We start from the raw sequence: 18550 nt of genomic DNA, 5'->3' as shown, positions 1-18550 counted from the left end.
GATAGGCACGCGCTTCGACTGCGTCCAGTGGAGTTTTGCGCCAAATGGGAAAAATAGGTGACCCATTCGCCCGGATTTTTGCGTCCGGGGCGCGCGGCGACGAAGCGTTAAATCACGGCTTTTTCGGCGCGCTGTTGACCAGGTCGAACAGGCGCTGATCGGCGGCGTTCGGGCCGGGTGACGCCGAACTGCCCGGCGCGTTCGATTGCGGCAAGGCGCCGACCGGCATCATCGGTGCGGGCGCGCCCGAGGCTTGGGCGATGAGGTTGCGCGCGGCGGCGGCGTTGGTGCCGTTCGGGAAGCGCGCGAGGTAGGCGGTCCAGGTTTCGATCGCCTTGGCGGGATTCTTGAGGTCCTCAAGGTAGAGGCCGCCTTGGTTGAAGAGGCTGAACTCGTGCTGCGGGTTCATGCGCTGGGCGAGCTCGTATTGGGTGAGCGCGTCCTGCGGGCGGCCGGTGAAGCGGTAGGCGTTGCCGAGGTCGGTGCGGATGTCGGCGTCGTCGTTGCCGAGTTTGATGGCGGACTCGTAGCGGCGGATGGCTTCGGGCCAGTTTTGGTGGTCGTAGTAGAAATTGCCCAGCGTGCGCTCGGCTTGCGCGGGCACCATGCCGGCGGTGAGGTCGGCGGGCGGCGGGTGATTGATGTCGGCGGGCGTGGCGCCCATCCCGGTGCCGGCGGCGTTGGCGTTGTTCATCGCGGCCATCGCGGATTGGAGTGAGGCGGCGCGATCGAGCTGGGGGCGCAGGGCGAGGTAAGTGATCGTGGCGCCGAGCAGCGCGCCGACGATGCCGACCATGAGGAACGGAATCCAGAACGACGGTTGCGCGGGCGGCGGCGTGGAGGGCGCGGACGGTTTGGCCATGGCGATGAAGCTGGCGCGAGCGGCGCGCGGCGTCGAGCGCGGGCGCGTGGCGTTTGTTGGCGAAGATGTCGCGGGTGTTGCGCGAGGTGCGCGGCGAGGTGACCGCGATTCGGGCCGCGTCCGGAGGTCGCGGGCCAGCTTAGGCGAGCAGGGCGCCGCCGATGGGGGCGAGCTTGGCGGTGAAGTGGCGGAGCAGCGGCGGCGCTTCGACGAGGCGCATGCCGCGGATGCGCGATTTCAAGGTGTTCACGTGGACGAGCACTTCGGCGAGGTAGTCGACGTGGCTCTGCGTGTAGACGCGGCGCGGGAAGGCGAGGCGGACGAGTTCCATGGGAGACGGTTTCTCAGTGCCATCGGGCTGGCGGCCGAACATCACGGAGCCGATCTCGACGGAGCGCACGCCGCCTTCGAGGTAGAGCGCGCAGGAGAGTGCCCAAGCGGGGAACTCGCTTTGCGGGATGTGCGGGAGCATGCCTTTCGCGTCGATGTAGATCGCGTGGCCGCCGGTCGGCTGGACGATCGGCACGCCGGCGGCGGTGAGTTTTTCGCCGAGGTATTCGACGGAGCGGATGCGGTAGTGGAGGTAGTTTTCGTCGAGCACTTCGCGCAGGCCGACGGCGAGAGCTTCGAGGTCGTAGCCGGCGAGGCCGCCGTAGGTCGGGAAGCCTTCGGTGAGGATGAGATTGTTGCGGCACTTCGCGGCGAGGGTGTCGTCGTTGAGCGCGAGGAAGCCGCCGATGTTCACGAGGCCGTCCTTCTTCGCGGACATCGTGCAACCGTCGGCGTAGCTGAACATCTCGCGCGCGATCTCGAGCGGAGTGCGGTCGGCCTGGCCGGGCTCGCGCTGTTTGATGAACCACGCGTTCTCGGCGAAGCGGCAGCAATCGAGGATCAGCGGCACGGCGTGGCGTCGGCAGATCGCGGCGGCGTCGCGGATGTTGGCGAGCGCGACGGGTTGGCCGCCGCCGGAGTTGTTCGTGACGGTGATCATGGCGAACGGCACGCGGCCGGCGTTTTCGGCGAGGCAGCGTTCGAGCGCGGCGAGGTCGATGTTGCCCTTGAACGGCGCGACGAGCGCGGGTTGCGTGGCTTCGGCGCAGCGCAGATCGACGGCGCGGACGCCGAGCGCTTCGAGGTTGGCGCGCGTGGTGTCGAAGTGCGTGTTGTTTGGGACGACCTGGCCGGAGGCGCAGGCGCTGGAGAACAGGATGCGTTCGGCGGCGCGGCCTTGGTGCGTGGGGATGATGTGCTTGAGGCCGGTGATGTCGCGGACGGCCTGCTCGAATTTGAAGAAGGAGCGCGCGCCGGCGTAGGACTCGTCGCCTTGCATCATGCCGGCCCATTGGGCGGCGGACATGGCGCCGGTGCCGGAATCGGTGAGGAGGTCGATGATGACGTCCTCGGCGCGGAGCTTGAAGAGGTTGTAGTCCGCGGCCGTGAGTGCGGCGACGCGCTGCTCGCGCGTGGTGAAGCGGATGGGCTCGACCGCCTTGATGCGGAACGGCTCGATGATGGTCTTGAAGTGCATGCGGGGTTTTTGCCCGCAGGATATCGCCGCGCACGACGCGCGTGCCAACGGAAAGTAGGTAGGCCGTTTGGGCTAGCGCGTCCGCGGATCGGTTCGGAGCCGGGTCGGGGAAAAGAAAAAAGCCCCGCGGTGGGCGGGGCTTGGCGGCCCGCGGGGACGCGGACCCTCCGGCAAAAGTTGTTACTGGAGCGACAGGCCGTAGCGCTGGAGGGCGCTGCCTTCGAGGCGGTAGAGCGCGGTGTAGGAGTTGCGGAGCGCGACTTTCGATTGGAGCTCGGCGACTTTGGCGGACTCGAGATCGTTCTGCGCTTCAAGGACGCGGCGGGAGGTGGAGAGGCCGGCGCTGAAGCGGGCTTGCTCGAGCTCGTATTGCTTCTCACTGAGCGCGCGGGCTTGCGCGGAGATTTTCACGGTTTCGGTGTTGGTCTCGACGGCGCGGACGGCGGCGCGGACTTGCACCTCGATGCTTTGTTCGAGGGAACGGACGCTGATTTCCTGCTGGTTGACCGTGGCGAGAGCCTGGCGGTAACGGGCGCGGTCGGCTTTCTGGCCCCAGGGCACGTTGACGGTGAGGTCGACTTGCCAGGAGTTGCTGTCGCGGTCGAGCGCGCTGCTGACGGCGGACGAGTAACTGGTGGCGGAGGGATAGGAATTGAAGCCGACGGCGCCGCCGACGCTGACGTCGGGGAGGCGGTTGCTCTTGGCGACGCGGGCGTCGAGCTGGAGCTGGTCGAGGAGGAGTTTGGCGGCGATGTAGTCGGGCTGGTGGAGTTTCGCGGCGTTGTAGGATGAGGCGAAGGTGGGCATCTCGGGCGTGGCGGACGGGAGGGCGACGGTGCCGACGGCGGAATCGAGTTCGAATTGGCCGATGAGGGCGAGGAGAGCTTCCTCGGAGTCCTTCACGTTTTGCTCGGCAAGGAGGACGCTGCGGCGGGCGTTGGCGACGCCGACGTCGGCTTGGAGGACGTCGAGGTCGGTGGCGACGCCGGTCTGGCGGCGGGTCTTGGCTTCGTCGAGCAGGCGTTCGGCGAGCGCGAGGGAGAATTTGAAGACTTCGCGTTGTTCGCGGGCGTAGGCGAGGGCGTAGTAGGCGTTCTCGGTGCGCTGGATGATGTCGAGGACGTCGGCTTCGTAGCCGAGGTTGGCGCGTTCGAGGCCGATTTGGGCGCGCTTGATGGTGGCGCGGTTCACTTCGAGGCCGGCGCCGGCGAGGAGCGGCTGGCGGAGAGAGACGGTGAGGTCGGCGTTGTAGGCCGGGTTGACGGCGGAGAGGTAGGAGGTCTCGGTGCGATCGAGCTTGGTGCTGACGGACGCGGTGGTGCCGGTTTGGAAGACTTCGCTGACGCTGAGGCGCGTGTCGCCGGTCTTGACCTTGGTGCCGGGGGTGGTGCCGTCCTGCGTGGTGCGGGAAATGCCGCGCGAGGTGCTGAAGGAGAAGTTCGGCAGGTAGGCGCTCTGCGCGATGTCGATCTGGTCCTTCGCGATTTGCGGGCTGAGGCGGCCGGCTTCGAGGGTGAAGTTGCGCTGGAGCGCGCGCTTGATGGCGGCGTCGACCGTGAGGCTGTCGGAGGCGGGCGCGGCGGTTTGCGCGGCGAGACCGAGGGCGGAGACGAGAAGGGCCGTGGAGGCGAGGGCGAGGCGGCGGAGGTTCATTCGGTTATCGGAAAGGAGTGGAAAAAGGACACGCGGGCGGCGCGAAAGTTGGATGATTTTGCGGGTGATACGTGCGATGGCGCGCGATCCCTGCGAGGTCAGCGAGTATGCGGGTGGCGAGCGGGGCGGCAGGGGGATTGCGGGCGGGCGGTCATTCGACGGGATAGACGGCGTGCTGGCCAGCGAGTTACGCGTGAGACGCGAATCGAACGGTGGGAAAAAACGAAGGGGCGCAGCGAACTGCGCCCCCGGGGGAATGCGACGCGACTTGCGCGAGGCGCGTGGTCAGGGCGCGGCGTTCTTCGCGGGCGCGTGCTTCTTCAGCTCGGCTTCGACGAGGGCGGAGAGCGTGGCGCTCTCGTTTGCGGCCGCGGTGTATTGCGCGAGTTGTTTCTGAATCTCGGCGTAGCGCGGGTTGGCGGTCGAGGTGTCGGGGAGCTTGCGATCGACGACGAGCGTGAAGACGCCCTTGTCGCCGGTGGCGACCATCTCGGAGACTTCGCCCTTGTCGAGGAACGACTGGATGGCGCCGTAGGCGGCGTAGGGGAGATCTTGCGGGGGCTGGCGGACCGAGAAGTTGGCGTAGGATTTGACCTCAAGCTTTTCGGCTTTGGCGACGTCCTCGAATTTGCCGGACTTGGCGGCGGCTTGGAGTTTGGTGCGGAGAGCCTTGCCGGCTTCGACGAAGCGCTTGCGCTTCTCGGCTTCCTTGTAGTCGGCGGCGACCTTGTCTTTCACTTCGCCGAGCATCGGCTTGTGGCCGGGCAGGGAATCGTTCCAGAGGAGGACGATGTAGCCGTCGGGCGAGGGGACGGGGTCGGAGAAGAAGCGGTCCTTGTCGAGGCGCGAGATTTGTTCGGCGTAGTTCGCGAGCCACGGACGGTCGGCCGGCGGGTTGTCGAAGGTGAAGGCCGGGAGCTGGATGGCGGTGCGGTGTTGCGCGGCGAGGAGCGCGGTGAGGTCGGCGGAGTTGGCGGCGACCTTGCGCTCGTAGACGGCGACGGTGAAGTCGTTGGCGGCTTTCGAGGCGCGGCTGCGGCCGGCGGCGTCCTTCATGACTTGCTCAACTTGGGCGCGGACTTTCGGGAAGTCGTCGGTGGGAGTCTTCGACGCGTCGGCGAGTTTGGTGGCGTCCTTCTTGTCGTCGGCGGGCGTGGGGAAACGATTTTTGTTGGCCTCGTAGAACGCGCGCATTTCCGGCTCGGTCGGAGCGACGGGCGGGACGAACTCGGCGGTCTTGAACTCGACGAGGCTCAGCTTCGGGCGGGCGGGCACCTCGTAGCGAAATGCGTTTTCGTCGAAGAATTTTTGGAGCGCCATGTCGTTGACCTGCACACCGGCGTCGAAGGACGCGTAGTCCCACGAGGCGACGGCGAGCGACCAGGTGGCGTCGGAGCGTTTGAGCTGCTCGGCGACGTCGGAGGGCAGCACGTAGCCGGGGCCGGAGATGATCTTGCCGAGGGCTTCGAGGCGCGCGTCGTCGCGGAAAACGCGGTTGGCGTCAGCGATGGTGAATTCGGGCGAGGTCTTGAGACTGTCTTCGAATTGCTTGTAGCGGGTCTGGTCGAAGGCGCCTTGCTCGTTCTTGAAGGCGGGGAGATTGCCGATGAAGGCGCCAAGTTCCTTCTCGGTCGGCGCGGGGACATGGAGATCGTCGGCCAGCGCGAGGCCGGCGATGCGGCCGAGCGAGTATTCCTGGAGCTGCGCGTTGGAGGCCTGATAGGCGCCGCGGAGCTGGGCGGAGAAGTTGCCGTCGCGGAAGATGCGACGGGCTTCCTGCTCGCTGCCCAGGTTGTGGCCGTAGAACGGCTGCTCGAGGAGCTTGTTGCCGGCGCGGCCGATGCCGGGGGCGGCGCCGATCGTGAAGATGAACGAGATGATGGTGACGCCCAGGAGCACCGCGAAGACAGTCCGGAAGTGCTTCTGGAAGTAGATTTGAATCCAGGAAATCATGGAATGGAAACGTTCTGGCTAGGGCGCGCCCGGGGGGCTGTCAACCGCGGGTTCCGGTGGAGGCGCGTCAGGATAAATCCGCGCGGGCGGTCGGGCGGCAGCGGACAGATTTTCACTCAGAAAACAATTGGCGGCGCGCGGCGGCCGTCATGCAATCGGACATGGTCTCATCGCATCGCGACTCCCGTTCCGCCGCGGTGCGCGTGTGGGAGCGCCTGACCGATTGGACGATGCGGCGCTTGACCGCAGTGCCGCAGGGAGGCCGGCGCGCGGCGATCGGCTGGATCGTCTTGCTCCTCGCGGCGATCGGCTGGGTCGACTACGTGACCGGCACGCGGGTCTCGATGGGGTTCTTCTATCTGTTCCCCGTCGCATTGTCGGTGCTCTGGCTGGGGGTCGGTGCGGGGGCGACGATGGCGATCGCGAGTTGGCTGGTGCGCGTCATGGCCGATCTGACGAACGATCTGGGAGCCTGGCACCAGACGTGGCTGTGGTGGAACTCCGCGACGGCGCTGCTGATATATTTCACCGTGATCTGGATTCTGCACACGCTGATCCAGCTGCATCGCCAGCTCGAGCAGCGCGTGGCCGAGCGCACGGCGGAGCTCGAACTCGAGACGCTGAAGCGACAACAAGTCCAACGCGAGCTGCTCGAACTCAGCGAGAACGAGCGCAGCGCGATGGGACGGGAATTGCACGACCAACTCGGGCAACACCTCGTGGGCACCGCGATGGCGGCACAGGTGCTCGCGCAGCGACTGCACGCGCATGACGAGAACGGCGCACGCGAGGCGCGCAAGATCGCCGATCTCGTGGAGCAGGGGATCGCCCAGACGCGCCAGCTCGCGCGGGGCTTGCTGCTCGAACGGATCGAGCCCGAGCGGCTGGCCTCGGAACTGGTCGAGCTGTGCGCGGGCTTGCGGCAACAGTTCCCCAAGGTGAATTGCGGGGCGAGCGTCGAGACGCCGTCAGGGCTGGCGGACGCGGCGGTGGCCGCGCAGATTTTCCGGATTGCGCAGGAGGCGGCGCGCAACGCCTGCCGGCACAGCGGCGCCACGCGCGTGACGGTGACGTTGCGGCAGGTGGGGCCGGACCTGTTGGTCTCGGTGGAGGACGACGGGCGCGGGTTGCGGCCGGACGACGGGCGGACGGCGGGAATGGGGCTGCGCATCATGCGGCATCGCGCGGAGCACCTCGGCTCGCGGTTGCTCATCACCTCGCAGCGCGGGCGCGGCACGCGGATCATGTGCGCGGTGCCGCTCACGGGCGGAGGCGGCAGAATTTCCCATGAAAACAGAGACGATTCGAATCTTTCTGGTCGATGATCACCCGTTGGTGCGCGAGTGGCTCGAGCAGCTGCTGCGCGGCGAGCCCGGTTTCGAAGTCGTCGGGCAGGCCGAGGATGCGGCGAGCGCGCTCGCCGCGATGCGGGCATCGGCACCGGACATCGCCATCGTCGATCTCACGCTGCGTTCGGGCACCGGGCTCGATTTGATCAAGGATCTGCGGGCGCAGCTGCCGGCAGTGCGGGTCATCGTGCTGTCGATGCACGAGGAGCTCGCGCAGGTGGAACGGGCGCTGCGCGCGGGCGCGGCCGGCTACGTGATGAAGCGCGAGTCGACGACTCGCATCGTGGAGGCGATCCGCACGGTGCGCAGCGGCAGCGTCTACGCGAATCCGGAAGTGCTGTCGCGGCTGGCCGAGCGCATGGTGGGCCGGCGCAACGCACCGGGCACGGTCGATGCGTTGAGCGATCGCGAGCTCGAAGTGTTTCGGCGGATGGGCGAAGGTCACGCGACGAAGCGCATCGCGACCGATCTCGGCGTGAGCATGAAGACCGTGCAGGAGTATCAGGCACGCATCAAAGACAAGCTGGGTCTCGCCGATGCGACGGAGCTCATGCGCGCCGCGGTGCGTTGGACCGAGGGAGTGTTGTGATCGGACGCACGTCCGGGCGAGTCTGACAGAAGGATTATGCCCGGTCCTACAGACGAAAAATCCCCGATGCGGTAATCTCCCGCCCGCGTGTTGGGTTTTCAACTCGACTTAGTTTAGCACTACGTGCCGCTCGCTTGGGTGTTCAACCAAGCGAGCGGTTTGCTTTTGGCGGGGCGCGTCAGTGGCTATCGGGCGCGACGAAGGGCGCGCGAGTGACCTTTGACTCGAAGCTTTCGAGCAGTTCGTCGAGTGTCTGGCCGCCGATCGCTTCCGGAAGGACCGCGGCGAGCCGTGCGTGATAGTGGGCGAGGATGGGATCGACGCTGTCGAGCATCTCGCCGCTGGGCGATTCGCCGTAGTGGACGAAGAGTTGCTGGAACTGGAGCAGCGTGACCTTGTTGAGCGGCCGCGCGGGTTGGTAGCGGTAGTCGTTCGGATCCTTGTCCTCGGCGGAGGGGAGCTGCGCGATGAGCTGGAGATCGCAGAGGCGGTTGAGGCTTTCGTTGAGGACCTGCGAGGGCACGCGGATGCGGTGGGCCAGTTGCGTGACGGAGTAGGGCGCGAGGCACTCCTTGAAGCGCCGTGCGATGAGCAGGAGCACGAGGAGCGAGAGGCTTTCGCGGGCGAAGTGATTCAGGCTGTGCCACGCGGTCTGGCTGCTGCGATAGTGGACGTTCTGCACCGCATAGGTGATCTGGCCGCCGACGAGCACGAAGAACCAGAAAATGTAGAGGCCGAGCATGAGCACGATCGGGAGCGCGACGGAGCCGTAGAGGCTCTTGGAGAGAACGACGCGCTTGAAGTAGAGGAACGCGAGCGTGTTGTTCAGCAGCAGGAGTGCAGTGACGACGATCGCGCCGATCAGCGCGGCGGTCCAACGCACACGGGTGTTGGGAATCGCGCGGTAGAAGAGCGTGAGGACGATCACCAAAAGCACGGCCGACGAGGAGGGCAGCATCCAGGCGAACAGCGCTTTCAGGTGTCCGCCCATCGGGAGCTTTTCGAGAAACACGCCGATGAACGTGCCGGCGGACAGCAGCGTGAACGACGTGAAGAACAGCAGCGCGCCGAGCGTGATGACGGTCCAGTAATATACGATGCGCGTCAGCCAGCTGCGGCCGCGGCGCACGCCCCAGATGTCGTTGAAGGCATTCTCGACCGTTGTGAACAATTGCACGGCGATGATGAGCAGTGTCAGCAAGCCGAGCGCACCCGCCGCGCCGGAGCGCGAGCTCTCGATGAGATGCGTGATGAATTTGACGAGTTCCGGATCGGGCTGGGCTGTCGCCGCGGCGCGCGGGCCGGGTGGCGCGGCCTCTCGCAGCTCGGGTGGGGCGTCGTCCTCCGGTTCGGTGACGGTGGCGCGATCGTATTGCGCCACCTGCGGGGCGACGAACGAAATGATGTTGTTCAGGCTGCGCGCGAGGATCACCGGATCGCGATCGCCGAGCGCGAAGCCGGCGATGAGCACCGTGAGCGCGACGAGAGGGCCGAGACCGAGCAGCGAACTGTAACTGAGCGCGGCGGCGCGCGCGGCGACCTTGAGTTCCTGCAGGCCGGAGATCGTGATCGAGATCACACGGAGCACCGCGTAGGCGCGGCCTTTGAAAGAGCGATCCCGCGCCGTGGCGGCGGCCCAGATGTCGGTGTGCCAGAGCCGCTGGAGACGGGCGGCGAGTTGTTTCAGCCAGTTCATGCGGGCGCGGCGCGGGCGGCCGCGGTGTTCAGAGCAGATTCATCGCCGCCAGCGCGCCCATGCCGCCGATGCCGGCGAGCAGCGCGACGCCGAGCGGAATGTAACTGAGGAAGATCGTGCTGAAATAAAGTCCCGCTGAGCCGGCGGCCAGCGCGGCGATCGCGACCGGTTCGCCTTGGGTCCAGAGGATGAAGCCGAGGAAACCGAAACCGAACACGGCGCGGAAGCGCACGAAGGGGTAGAGGCTGATGACGCCGAGCAGAAGCAGAAGACCGAGGAAGAGATCGAGCGCGCCGAGGAAGACGAGCGGCTTGTCGAGCAGCTTGCCGAAATCCAGCGCGGTGAGCGCCTCGAGGCCGGGCAACATGAGCGCCACGGCGCTGACGAACATGATGACCGCGGCACCCTTGGTGCCCCACATGGCGGCCTTCATCATGTCGAGAGACTTGTCCTTCTTGCCCTTCGTGTCGTCGGTTTTGCCTTCGGCGGCGTCGAGGAATTGCTGGACGGTGATGGCGGGGGCGTTGTCGCCGGCTTGGTTGACGGTCTTGAATTCCTTCTCCTTGAAACCGAGCTTCTTTTTCTCGGGCCAGATGGAGGCTTTCAGCGACTCGTTGCTGCCGAAGGTGAGCCACTGCTCGCTGGCCGGATCGTAGTAATAGGTGTCGACGGTGACCTGGCCGGCCTCGGCGAGCGAGGCGAGTTGCTCGACGGTGAACGGGCCGCGCGCCTCGGCGTCGTTGATGCCGCGGACGTAGTAATCGGGGCTGGAGGAGGGGGAAGCGCCGCTCGACATAGTGGCGGGAATGTTGGGCTGGCTCCGGACACCGGCAAGAGTGAATTGGTCCGCAAACGGCCCGGAGTGCGACCGAGAGGAAAGCTTACGCGGATTTAAAAAGTTGGGGCGAGCTCCGCACGCGCGTTGACCCCGTCGTCCGTGGCGGGAGCATCTTGCTCCCGGTCTGCCACACGTGAGCTGGAAGCTCCCGCTACCTTTTGCGGCCGGCTTCGTGAACGATGCTCACATGCGCTCGAGCGTGCGGAGGCCGAGCAGGTGCAGGCCGGTTTCGAGCACGATGAGCGTGCGGTGGCAGAGCAGCAGCCGCCGCGCGCGCACGGCCGGATCGTCGACGATAACCTTGTCGGCGGCGTAGAACGCGCTGTAGGCGCCGGCGAGCTCGAAGAGATACAGGCAGAGGAAGTGCGGGCGCAGTTGATTCGTGGCGAGCTGCACGGCGTCGGCGAATTGCACGAGCTTGCGGGCGAGGGCGAGTTCCTGCGGCGTCTCGGGCGCGGACGCGCCGGCAGTCGGCGGCTGCGTCGGATCGAGCTCGGCTTTGCGGAAAATGGAGCGCACGCGCGCGACGGCGTAGAGGAGATACGGCGCGGTGTTGCCGTCGAGGGCGAGCATCTTGTCCCAGGAGAAGACGTAGTTGCTCGAACGGTTTTGGGCGAGGTCGGCGTATTGCACGGCGCCGACGCCGACAGCGCGGGCGATGTCGCGGCGCTCGGCTTCAGGTAGCTCGGGGCTTTTTTCCGTGACGAGAGCGAAGGCGCGTTCTTCGGCTTCATCGAGCAGCGCCTTGAGTTTGATCACGTCGCCGCTGCGCGTCTTCAGGGCCTTGCCGTCTTCGCCGGTGACAGCGCCGAAGGTGACATGGTGCAGCTCGGGCACGCGGTAATTTTTCGCCGCGAACCATTTTCTCACCGTGAGGTAGAGTTGTTCAAAGTGGTCGGCCTGGCGGAAGTCGGTGACGACGACGATGCCGTCGGCTTGGAAATGCTCGGCGCGATACGCGGCGGTCGCGAGATCGGTAGAGGCGTAGTTCGACGCGCCGTCGGCTTTGCGGATGAGGAACGGTTGCGTCTTGAAGCGCGGATGCTCGGGATGGAAGACGACGAGCGCGCCTTCGCTTTCCTGCGCGAGGCCGGTTTCGGTGAGCTCGCGATAGATGCGCTCGACCTTGTCGTTGTAGAACGATTCGCCGAGGTTGTGGTCGAAGGTGATGCCGAGGCGGTCGTAGATCTGCTGGAACGCGGCGAGGCTGACCTCGGAGAATTTTTTCCAGAGCGCGACGTTCTCGGGATCGCCGCTCTGGAGTTTCACGAGTTCGCGGCGCGCCTCGTCGAGTTCGGGCGAGCCATCCGGCGTGGCGTTGTTGCCGAGTTTGTAGAGGCGCTCGAGTTCCTCGATCGCGTCGGTCGCGAGCGCGGCAGGATCGGCCCAGCGCTTGTAACCGTAGATGAGTTTGCCGAACTGCGTGCCCCAGTCGCCGAGATGGTTGTCGCGAATCACGCGCGCGCCGGTGAACGCGAGCAAGCGGCAGATCGCTTCCCCGATGACGGCCGAGCGGAGGTGGCCGACGTGCATTTGCTTCGCGGTGTTCGGCGACGAGTAGTCGACGACCCAGGTTTGCCGCGCGTGCTCGGTGGCGGCACCGGAGTGCAGGTGTTCCTCAGAGTCATAGCGTGCGAGCCAGGCGAGAAGCGTGGCGGGCTTGAGGCGGAAGTTGATGAAGCCCGGACCGGCGAGCGTGATGTCGAAGGCTGCGCGGGTGTCGGCGTCGAGCGCGTCCACGACTTGCTGGGCGAGCGCGCGCGGGTTTTGCTTCTCGCGCTTGGCGAAGGCGAGGGCGCCGTTGGCTTGGAAATCGCCGTGGGCCGGATCGGCCACCCGAACCTCCGGCTGGAAGCCGCGCTCGGCCAGCCCCAAGCGGGCGGCGGCAGCCCGGAGGGCCGCATCAACGTGGCTGGCGACGTGAAAGGGGAGGTCCATCCGGGCATTGAGAAATTGCGCTTGGCCCTGAGCAAGAAGGATTTTTGCGGCCTGCCCCGTCCGCGGATTTACCAAGCGGGTCGCCGCCGGAAATCGCGTGCTATCGCTACTTTAGACTTGCTTAAACACGCGAAACTCTTTGTCTTTGCGGGCTTTGCGCCGCCCGGCCCGGCCGGGATTCTTTTATCCACCGTGACACATTCCATGAGAAAACGTCCCATTCCGACGCGCCGATTCATCAAGCCGTCGTTCACCTCGTTGATCGAGAAGAAACGCGATAATGGCGAATTCACCCAAGAGGAGATTCGCTATCTGATCGACTCGACCCTCGACGGTGAGATGCCTCAGCACCAGCTCGCTGCGCTCCTGATGGCGATTTATTTCGCCAACATGTCCGCGCAGGAGACGGCGATTCTCACGGAGGAAATGATGCTCTCTGGCGAAGTGATCGATCTCTCGCACATCACCAAGCCGAAGATCGACAAATACTCGACCGGCGGCGTCGGCGACAAGACCGCCCTCGTGCTCGCCCCGCTCGCGATGGCCAGCGGCGTCGTCGTCCCGATGATGGTGGGCGTCGAACAGCAGTTCGTCATCAGCGCGCTCGACAAGCTCGCGGCCGTCCCCGGCTTCAAGAGCCACCTGAGCATCCAGCAGTTCACCGACCAGCTCGCCCGCGTCGGCGGCGCGATCGTCGAGCAGAGCAAGGAGCTCGCCCCGGCCGACCAGAAATTCTACGATCTCCGCCTCGACACCGGCACGATCCCGAGCCTCCCGCTCATCACCGGCAGCGTGCTCTCCAAGAAGCTCGCCGAGGGCGCCGAAGGCCTCGTCATCGACGTGAAGTGGGGCAACGGCTCCTTCATCAAGGACCTCGAGCAGGCCAAGCAGCTCGCACGCTCCATGACCCGCGTCGGTCGCTCGATGAAGCGCCGCTGCGTCGCGCTCGTCACCGACATGAACCAGCCGCTCGGCGACTCCGTCGGCACCGCGCTCGAAATCAAGGAAGCCATCCAGCTCCTCAAGGGCGAAGGCCCTGAGGACATGAAGGAACTCGTCCTCAAGCTCGGCATGGAAATCGTCCGCCTCGCCGGCGTCGCGGGCTCCACGCTCTCCGCCAAGCAGACGGTGCAGCGCCACCTCAGCGACGGCTCCGCGCTCGAGAAGTTCAAGGACATGATCCGCGCCCAGGGCGGCGACACGTCCTTCATCGATCATCCAGAAAAATTCCCGACGGCCCGCCACATCCGCAAGCTGCCCGCCCCGAAGCGCGGCTACGTGCACACCATCAATGCGGCCTTCATCGCCAAGGGCGTCTCCATCCTCGGCGCTGGCAAGGACTCGCACGGCAAGGTCGACCACGCGGTCGGCGTGTCCGAGATCAAGAAGGTCGGCACGCAGGTGAAGCAGGGCGAGCCGCTCATGATGATTCACTACAACGACGAATCGAAGCTCGAGCAGGCGCTGGACTACTTCAAGGAAGCCTACCGCCTCGCCCCGAAGCGCCCGATCCCGCCGCCGCTCGTCGTCGAGCGCGTCGCCTGACGCGAGAAAGTTTTGCCGCCGTTGCTTTCGGCACCCCTGGCCGGTCCTGTGCACACGGGACCGGCCTTTTTTGCCCGCGAGAAATGAGTCGCGCGCCGTGACCCTCCGCGTTTCCGTGGAAGCGATGGCCGAAGAATTCGACGACGAACTCGAGAACCAGCCCGCTGCCGCGCCGGAGCCGAATGCGCTCATGCGCGAGAAGGCGCGCCCTGCCACGCCCGAGGAGAAGGCGCTGTGGCCGCGGCCGTGGGCGCAGCTGAAGTTCGTCACGTTCCAGCCGGCGATCTTCCCGCGCATGCTCGGTGACGTCTCGCGCGACGCGCGGCCGGGCGACTTTGTTTCCGTCTACGACAAGTTCGGCAATCGCATCGGCGCGGGGCTTTTCAACCCGCGCGCCAAGATGCCGCTGCGCGTCGTCACCCACACCGCCGAGGCGGTGGGCGAGGAGTATTTCGAGACGGCGTTGCGCCGCGCGGTCGCGTTGCGCCGCGACATGTTCAAGCTCGACGAAGTCACCGACGCCTACCGCGTTGTCGGTTCCGACGGCGACGGCATCAGCGGACTCACGATCGATCGCTACGGCGACACGCTGTTCTGCGACGTCTACTCGCTCGGCATTTTCCAGCGCCTGCCGAAGTGGCTGCCGCTGCTGCACGAGCTGCTCGGCACGAAGCACGTCCGCGTCCACGTCGATCACGACCTCGGCAGCCTCGAGGGCATCAAGCCGTCGATGATGCGAGAAATCACCGCGAGCGCGCCCGACAAGGTGCGTGTGCGCGAACACGGCGTGCGCTTCGAGGTGGACTTCGCCGAGGGGCACAAGACCGGCTTCTTCTGCGACCAGCGCGACAACCGCCGGCGCTTCGGCCAGCTCGCGAAGGGGCTGCGCGTGCTCGATCTGTGCAGCTACACCGGTGGCTTCTCGATCAACGCCGCGCTCGGCGGTGCGACGGAGATCACCGCAGTCGACCTCGACGAAAAGGCCGTCGCGCAAGGCCGCCGCAACGCGAACCTCAATCAGGTTTCCCCGAACAAACTGAAGTGGGTGCACGCCGACGCGTTTGCTTACGCTCGTCAGATGCAGAAGAACGGCGAGCAGTTCGACCTCGTGCTGTGCGACCCGCCGAAGTTCGTCATGACGCGCGAGCCGGCCGGCGCAGCCGAGGGCATGAGGAAATACGCCGACCTGAACACCATCGCCGCGAGCCTCGTGAAGCCTGGCGGCCTTTTCGTCACGTGCTCGTGCTCGGGCTTGGTTTCACTCGAGGATTTCGAGCAGGTCGTGATCAAGGGCGTGCACCGGCTGAATCGCCGCTTGCAACTCTTCGATCGCACCGGCCCGGGCGTGGACCATCCGGTTTATTCGAACTGCCTCGAGAGCCGTTACCTCAAGGTGCTCTGGGCGCGAGTGGTATAAGAAGCTGAAACCAGTCAGCGGCGAAAGACCGCTGCGCCGCCGCCCGAAACGGCTTGCTCCAGCTGGGAGTGGCGGCTGGCTTTTCGACGCGGGCCAACCTAACCATGAAATCGATCCTCCCTTGCCAGTTGATTGGCCTTGTCTTGGCGGCCTTCACCGTCGCGCTCAGTTCGTGCGCAAATTCCGCCGGCTCCAGAGTCGTCCCTCATCCCGTGCACAATGCCCTCCATTTTTCCGGCGACTATGTCGAGGTGTCAAAGTGCGACGTTCCTCCGCATGCGATACGCCAGGCCGTGCCTCATTACCCGGCGGAGCTGCGACGCGCGGGCTACAGCGGAGAGGCGCGCCTGTGGTTCATCGTCGAAACCGACGGACGTGTGATCGAAATCCAGATCGAAGACGCCTCCAGCGTGGAATTCGGTGAAGCCGCGCGCGCGTCGATTTCGCAGTGGAAGTTTTCGCCTGGGATAAAATCCGGTCAGGCGGTGCGCACACTTTGCCAGATAGTCATGCCGTTCACGCTCATGGAGTGAGCGGGACGCGTCACCGCAGCAGCGCCGCGGCGCACCAGAGCAGCGGCGCTTGGCCGTGGAAGTCGCCGGTGATGCGCGGGCGCTTCAGATAGTGCTCGCGATCGGCGCGGATGCCGGTGCCGGCGCAGACTTCGCGGAGATTGGCGTCGGCGTCGAGGTAAGTGAGCAGCGCGAGCCAGCCCTTACGCGCGGCCGGGCCATAGGTTTTTTCGTCGAGCACGCCGAGTTGCACGCCGGTGATGAATGCGTAGGTGAACATCGCCGTGCCTGACGTTTCTGCGTAGGAGTCCGGGCCGTCGATGAGCTGGTGCCACATGCCACTCGCGTCCTGTTGGGCAAGGAGTGCAGACATCATCAGCTGAAAACCGGCGAGGACGCGCGGGCGGTGCGGGCTGTCCTTCGGCATGATGCGTAGGAGTTCGGCCATGCCGACGGCCATCCAGCCGTTGCCGCGCGCCCAGTGATGCTTGGCTTCCGGCGCGTGATAGAAAAGGCCGTTCGGCTGCTGGAGGCGATTGAGGTAGGCCACGGCTTCAAGGGCGGCGCGGTCGATGTAGCGGCGCTCGCCGGTGGCGCGGTAGGCCTGTGACTGCGCCATCGTGATCATGAACATGTCGTCGATCCAGAAACGCGTCTGCCACGAGAGTCCGGCGGCGACGTTTTCCTTCCAGGCTTTGTCGCCGTCTTTCGCGAAACGCGGGCCGTAGGGTTCGCCTACCCACTGGCGATCGGCCATGTGCTTGCCCACCTCGAGCGCGCGCGGGTCGCGCGTTTGGATGTAAGCTTCGAGCGGCACGATGGCGAAAACGGTGCCGTCGACGTGATACGGTTCGGGGATGAGATTTTTCTCCGGCCCGAAGAGCGGCTCGAGGCGCGCGACGAGTTGCGTGCGCAGCGCGTCGTCGTGGGTGACCTGGGCGAATTGAAATGCGCCATACCAGGCGCACGCTTCGGCGTAGTGGATGAATTTGGGCTCCCACATCGGCATGTGCGGACGGGCGACGAAGTTCGCGGCGACACGCCGGCCGATTTCCTGCGGCGACTGGCCGGCGGACCACGGGCCGAAGTCGTAGCTCGCGACGGCGAGCGGGACGGCGGCGAGAGCGCAGGCGAGGGCGAGGCAGCGGGCAGGGGAGGTCATGCCGGGAGACTACGGATGGGTGGCGGGGCGACAAGAGCGGCCCATTCGGAGCGTCCGCGTGGTGGCGATGCGTGGTGGCGGATAGGCTTCACACGCGGGCGCTCTTCGCTCAACTTCGCCGCCGCATGCATCAGCTTCCACACCTGTTTGCACAAAACCAAGCCTGGGCCGAGGCCATCAAGCAGCGCGATCCGGAGTTTTTCCAGAAGCTCTCGCGCCAGCAGAGCCCGGAATATCTCTGGATCGGCTGCTCGGACTCGCGCGTGCCGGCGAACGAGATCATCGGGTTGCTGCCCGGCGAGGTGTTCGTGCACCGCAATGTCGCCAACGTGGTCGTGCACGCGGATCTCAACGCGCTCTCGGTGATCCAGTTCGCCGTCGAGATGCTGAAGGTGAAACACATCATGGTCGTCGGCCATTACGGCTGCGGTGGCGTCAACGCCGTGCTGCGCTGCCAGCGCGTCGGATTGGCCGACAACTGGCTGCGCCATGTGCAGGATGTGAAGGTGAAGCACGAGAATTGCCTCTGCCAGCTGCCGGACGACTCGGCGCGCAGTGCGCGGCTTTGCGAACTGAACGTGATCGAGCAGGTGGCCAATGTCTGCGCGACGACTGTGGTGCAAGACGCCTGGGCGCGCGGGCAGGATCTCACCGTGCACGGCTGGGTTTACGGACTGCGCGACGGATTGATCCGCGACCTGCACACGTCGGCGAGCAATCCCGACGAGGCCACGGCGGCCTACAAGCAGGCGATTGACGCGCTCGACCGTCGCGACGCGACCTCGGTGCCGTGGTGAGGCGCGGCGCGCCGCACGGGGGGAGTGAGCGATGGCGCGGCTACGCAATTCCGCCGCTCGCGCCCAAAGAAAAACCCGCGGCGCGTGCCGCGGGCTCGATTTTAGAAGGCTGAGACCTGACAGCAGATCGCTGACAGCTGCTTCCTCGCTCAGGCGCGGCCCATGTAGGTGCCGTCGAGCGTGCTGACGCGGACGAGTTCGCCTTCCTTGATGAAGAGCGGAACCTGGATTACGAGGCCGGTCTCGCAGGTGGCGGGCTTTTGGACGTTGGAGGCGGTGTCGCCCTTGATGCCCTCGGCGCTCTCGGTGATCTTGAGCGTGACGGTGGAGGGCAGGTCGATCGTGACCGGATTGTCGTTGATGAAGAGGACTTCGGCTTTGCCGCCGGCGACGAGGTAGTTCTTGGAGTCGCCGATCATGGTGGCGGTGAGCTCGAAGGTCTCGAACGTCTCCGGGTCCATGAAGGAGAAATTTTCGCGGTCCGCGTAGCTGAACTCGAGCGTGCGGCGGTCGGTCGGGAGCACCTCGACCGGGTCGGGCGAGTTGAAGCGCTGTTCGAGCGACTTGCCGTAGCGCAGATTGCGCATCTTCACCTGCACGAAGGCGCGGAGGTTGCCCGGCGTGCGATGCTGGGTCTCCATGACGAGGTGGGGCTCGCCGTTGAACTTGATGACTTGGCCTTTGCGGAGGTCGTTGGCTGCGGGCATGACG

The 18550-nt window shown here is 65.8% G+C and carries 15 protein-coding genes; 6 read left to right on the top strand and 9 right to left on the bottom strand.

Going from position 1 to position 18550, the window contains the following annotated elements:
• Window positions 1-112 precede the first annotated feature (112 nt).
• The 4 genes from KF715_04215 to KF715_04200 all read right to left on the bottom strand — a co-directional run bounded on the left by KF715_04215 (window position 113) and on the right by KF715_04200 (window position 5996).
• Window positions 113-862 carry a tetratricopeptide repeat protein gene (locus KF715_04215; GenBank protein MBX3735874.1) on the bottom strand — a complete coding sequence of 250 codons (750 nt, stop codon included), beginning with the start codon at window positions 860-862 and terminating at the stop codon, window positions 113-115.
• Window positions 863-1001: 139 nt separating this feature from the next.
• Window positions 1002-2390, bottom strand: a complete 1389-nt coding sequence (locus tag KF715_04210; GenBank protein ID MBX3735873.1) for a tryptophanase — start codon at window positions 2388-2390, stop codon at window positions 1002-1004.
• 180 nt (window positions 2391-2570) lie between these two features.
• Window positions 2571-4043, bottom strand: a complete 1473-nt coding sequence (locus KF715_04205) for a TolC family protein (protein ID MBX3735872.1) — start codon at window positions 4041-4043, stop codon at window positions 2571-2573.
• Window positions 4044-4328: 285 nt separating this feature from the next.
• Window positions 4329-5996 (bottom strand): peptidyl-prolyl cis-trans isomerase, encoded by a 1668-nt coding sequence (locus KF715_04200; GenBank protein ID MBX3735871.1) that lies wholly within the window; start codon window positions 5994-5996, stop codon window positions 4329-4331.
• Window positions 5997-6052: 56 nt separating this feature from the next.
• Here KF715_04200 and KF715_04195 point away from each other — a divergent pair, with 56 nt between their 5' ends.
• Window positions 6053-7321, top strand: coding sequence for a sensor histidine kinase (locus KF715_04195; protein MBX3735870.1), 1269 nt, complete (start codon window positions 6053-6055; stop codon window positions 7319-7321).
• Window positions 7284-7934: a response regulator transcription factor gene (locus KF715_04190; GenBank protein ID MBX3735869.1), complete on the top strand. Its 651-nt coding sequence runs from the start codon at window positions 7284-7286 to the stop codon at window positions 7932-7934. Before KF715_04195 ends, KF715_04190 begins: the two co-directional genes overlap by 38 nt.
• Before the next feature lie 178 nt (window positions 7935-8112).
• On the opposite strand, the gene KF715_04185 is transcribed toward KF715_04190, so the two are convergent.
• From KF715_04185 to argS, 3 genes are all read right to left on the bottom strand, one after another.
• Window positions 8113-9630 (bottom strand): YihY/virulence factor BrkB family protein, encoded by a 1518-nt coding sequence (locus tag KF715_04185; GenBank protein MBX3735868.1) that lies wholly within the window; start codon window positions 9628-9630, stop codon window positions 8113-8115.
• 28 nt (window positions 9631-9658) lie between these two features.
• Entirely contained in the window at window positions 9659-10426 is a 768-nt protein-coding gene (locus KF715_04180; GenBank protein MBX3735867.1) for a hypothetical protein, read from the bottom strand.
• Between the two features lie 225 nt (window positions 10427-10651).
• Window positions 10652-12406, bottom strand: a complete 1755-nt coding sequence (gene argS / locus KF715_04175) for an arginine--tRNA ligase (GenBank protein MBX3735866.1) — start codon at window positions 12404-12406, stop codon at window positions 10652-10654.
• 204 nt (window positions 12407-12610) lie between these two features.
• Between argS and KF715_04170 the strand changes: the two genes are divergently transcribed.
• The 3 genes from KF715_04170 to KF715_04160 all read left to right on the top strand — a co-directional run bounded on the left by KF715_04170 (window position 12611) and on the right by KF715_04160 (window position 15901).
• Window positions 12611-13951 carry a thymidine phosphorylase gene (locus tag KF715_04170; GenBank protein MBX3735865.1) on the top strand — a complete coding sequence of 447 codons (1341 nt, stop codon included), beginning with the start codon at window positions 12611-12613 and terminating at the stop codon, window positions 13949-13951.
• Between the two features lie 190 nt (window positions 13952-14141).
• A complete protein-coding gene (locus KF715_04165; protein ID MBX3735864.1) occupies window positions 14142-15368 on the top strand; it encodes a class I SAM-dependent rRNA methyltransferase in 1227 nt (408 codons plus the stop codon).
• Between the two features lie 104 nt (window positions 15369-15472).
• Entirely contained in the window at window positions 15473-15901 is a 429-nt protein-coding gene (locus tag KF715_04160) for an energy transducer TonB (protein ID MBX3735863.1), read from the top strand.
• 10 nt (window positions 15902-15911) lie between these two features.
• On the opposite strand, the gene KF715_04155 is transcribed toward KF715_04160, so the two are convergent.
• The gene (locus KF715_04155) at window positions 15912-17042 is read right to left on the bottom strand and encodes a glycoside hydrolase family 88 protein (GenBank protein MBX3735862.1); all 1131 of its coding nucleotides are present in this window, start codon (window positions 17040-17042) and stop codon (window positions 15912-15914) included.
• A 125-nt stretch (window positions 17043-17167) separates the two neighbouring features.
• Here KF715_04155 and can point away from each other — a divergent pair, with 125 nt between their 5' ends.
• On the top strand, window positions 17168-17839 hold the full coding sequence (can, locus tag KF715_04150; protein MBX3735861.1) for a carbonate dehydratase: 672 nt from the start codon (window positions 17168-17170) through the stop codon (window positions 17837-17839).
• Window positions 17840-17988: 149 nt separating this feature from the next.
• On the opposite strand, the gene efp is transcribed toward can, so the two are convergent.
• Window positions 17989-18546, bottom strand: coding sequence for an elongation factor P (gene efp, locus KF715_04145; GenBank protein ID MBX3735860.1), 558 nt, complete (start codon window positions 18544-18546; stop codon window positions 17989-17991).
• Window positions 18547-18550: the final 4 nt, after the last annotated feature.

It is taken from the genome of Candidatus Didemnitutus sp., from assembly GCA_019634575.1.
GTDB lineage: Bacteria > Verrucomicrobiota > Verrucomicrobiia > Opitutales > Opitutaceae > Didemnitutus.
Note: the sequence above shows the minus strand (reverse complement) of the source record. Positions and strands in the feature narration are given on the sequence as shown.